Here is a 2,918-nt window from a genome sequence, read left to right on the forward strand (position 1 = left end):
TTTCAATAGGCAGCAAGGAACTAAAAGTAATTATAACCGCTGCAATAGTGGTCCAGTTTTGGAACGAAAAGAGCATCCCTTTGTTTCTAATTTTCTTTCATTTGTGTCAAATAAAGTGAAGTTAATCATGCTTGAAATAGCTTCTCTTAAATAGACATATTCTGGAAAGTTAATTTTCAATTTCCACTCATTAGAATCAATGGTATTAACTTCATTGAGAATTTCTTTAAAAATCTTTGTTAAATCATTCTCAATTCTTCCAACTGCTTCTTTAGATTTCTCAATAAAATCCTCTAATCTTTCAAGAGATTCTTTCTGAGATTTTCTTCTTTTATCCAATCCAATTGGTAGTATCTCTTCATTTACAATTTCTGAAACTAACTCTGGGATATTCACATTGCTAGCCTCAATAAAGAAAAACTTGAAATTTTTTGTAAGAAACTCTAGAACATCTTTATCAGTTAATATTTCAGTCCCTTTTTTTCCTGATAAGTCAATTGATACAACTTCTTTTTTCTCAGAAAATTTTTCAGTTATTATATAAATTTCATTGTTTTCTATATCCCAAATTTTTGCCTTTAATGTGGTAGCGTAGCCTTGGCCTCGAGATCCTTCTTCAATATGAAATGGAATATCATCCTTTGAATTGAAATTCTTAGTAGTAGGATTAAAAAATAGCTGTAAGGCTCTTAAAAAATTAGTTTTGCCAACATTATTTGATCCACAAATTATACTCAGATTATCATCCTTGGATGGTATTAACTTTAGATTAGAAACTGAACGATAATTTTTAATACTAAATTCAAGAATTCTATATTTCATATATCATGTTTTATTAGTTGCACTGACCCACTTGTGGCTAACGTACGTGCAGAGCAATTACTATATCATTCTGTATCGGCAGCTATGTGCCCATACATTTAATAATTCCCTATGATTAACCGCCCAGCTAACGCTCACATATTCCCCGGTTGGTGGCGGCTTTTCCCGATTAGTGCGACTAAAATAGAATTAATTTTGGCATCTACATGCTTAGCTTGATAAAAACTCATTGTAATATGCCTACATAAGTACCTAACTAATTATAGGTAACTTATTAATGACTAGCTGGTGAAAGGCTAAGTAGAATAGCTAGGGTAATTTAATTATGATACAGTAATAATGTATTGTGAAGGTCATATTTGAATTGTGAGAGTGAATAATATAATTATGAAGACGATATTTTGCCTATGGCTATAAGATTTGCAACTGTGAGTAAAAAAATAAATAAAGTAAGGCTTCACAAGGCAATTAATAGAATTCACAGAGGATATATTAGCATCATTGTAGTAAGCTAAGAGCACCTAATTAGTATGTTGTAATTTTCTGCTGTAATCACTGGTGTACTTACGGAATTTATTTTTGTCGCTATAAAATACATACTGCCCTGTACTGCGAACCGTTCTTATATTTTCCATTAGTAGGGTAATTGCAGGATCCTTTAAATATTTAATCTCTTGTCTGCTTTTAAGTTCAGTACTTCGCCTGGCAAGTAAATCCGTTAGTTCATCTGAAATTAATAGTGCCTGACTGTTGAGCTTGGTGTTGAAATTGATTTGACTTGCTACGGGAAAGATTTAAAGATTCCCTTTACGTGCTCCAATTATTCATTTGTGTTTATTATATAGGTATTCATGATTTTATAAAAATTCTTTCATTTCCTACGCTTCATCAAGTGGGGCCCAAGTTGCGTTGCTGAGGTCAGGCTCCTAGGAAATTATCGTCGTGCTCATTCCTCTATCAAAACAGTGTTTTGACAGCGCGGTGGCTTGTCTGGCAGTGGAGCCAGTGGTGGGGTGAAAAACTAATTTCGTGATACTTTTTAAAAGGAGCTTGCTTTTGCCTTTGATAAAAGGCTTTACTTTTATTAGAAGTATAGAAATTAGTTTGAGCGTGAGGGACATTTTGCCAGACTAGAGTTTTGTTCCTTTTGGGCAATGCAAAAGGAAGTAAGAATTGGCGTTTGGCCCAAACCCGAGTTACTTTTTTCTTCAGGAAAAAAACTAACGAAAAACCCCGCTGACTGCAGCACTCAGTGACCCACTTTCAATTTGCTACGCAAGAGATTTAATAATGAACAGCTTCTGTTCCAAATCTCTTTTATGCTTCGCTGCATTGAGTGGGTACCCCGCTTACGTTGCTGATGTCAGACCCCTAGGGAATTATCGTCGGGCTCATTCCCCAATCAAAACAGCGTTTTGACCGCGCGGTGGCTTGTCTGGCAATGGAGCCAGCGATTGGGTGAAAAACTAATTTCGTGATACCTCTTAAAAGGAGCTTGCTTTTGCCTTTGATAAAAGGCTTTACTTTTATTAGAAGTATAGAAACTAGTTTGAGCGCGATGGACATTTTGCCAGACTAGAGTTTTGTTCCTTTTGGGCAATGCAAAAGGAATGAAGAATTGGCGCTTCGCCCAAACCCGAGTTACTTTTTTCTTCAGGAAAAAAACTAACGAAAAACCCCGCTGACTGCAGCACTCACCGACCCACTATCAATTTGCTACGCAAGAGATTTAATAATGAACAGCTTTTGTTCCAAATCTCTTTTATGCTTCACTGCATTGAGTGGGTACCCCGCTTACATTGCTGATGTCAGGTCCCTAGGAAATTCAATGGTGTACTTGGATGTGCGTTGGCCGTGCCGGAAAGTGGAGGCCGGTGGTGGGGTGAATTGTCTCTTCTATTAATAATTCAATGAAGGGGCTTGCCTTTATGTTTGAAAAACATCTTACTTCATTAGAATTATAGAGAAGAGAAAAAAGCGGGAGGTTATTCTTTCCGGCTAGTCCCGCCATAGATTTTGTGTGACAACTCAGGTTCTCCAAAGCGCTTTTTCAAAATCATAATTTTTTCACGAGAGTGTGAATAAAATTACACCTA

General features: G+C 36.2%; 1 protein-coding gene. It reads right to left on the reverse strand.

Annotation, left to right across the window (positions count from 1 at the left end; translation table 11 throughout):
* Positions 1–30: 30 nt before the first annotated feature.
* Positions 31–822 carry an AAA family ATPase gene (locus JIV24_RS21995; RefSeq protein ID WP_200467237.1) on the reverse strand — a complete coding sequence of 264 codons (792 nt, stop codon included), beginning with the start codon at positions 820–822 and terminating at the stop codon, positions 31–33.
* Between the last annotated feature and the right edge of the window lie 2,096 nt (positions 823–2,918).

The sequence above is a fragment of the Carboxylicivirga marina genome, from assembly GCF_016612505.1.
GTDB lineage: Bacteria > Bacteroidota > Bacteroidia > Bacteroidales > Marinilabiliaceae > Carboxylicivirga > Carboxylicivirga marina.

Coding starts and splice junctions, on each gene's coding strand:
- JIV24_RS21995 (WP_200467237.1), bottom strand. CDS start 822: ATGAAATATAGAATTCTTGAATTTAGTATTAAAAATTATCGTTCAGTT.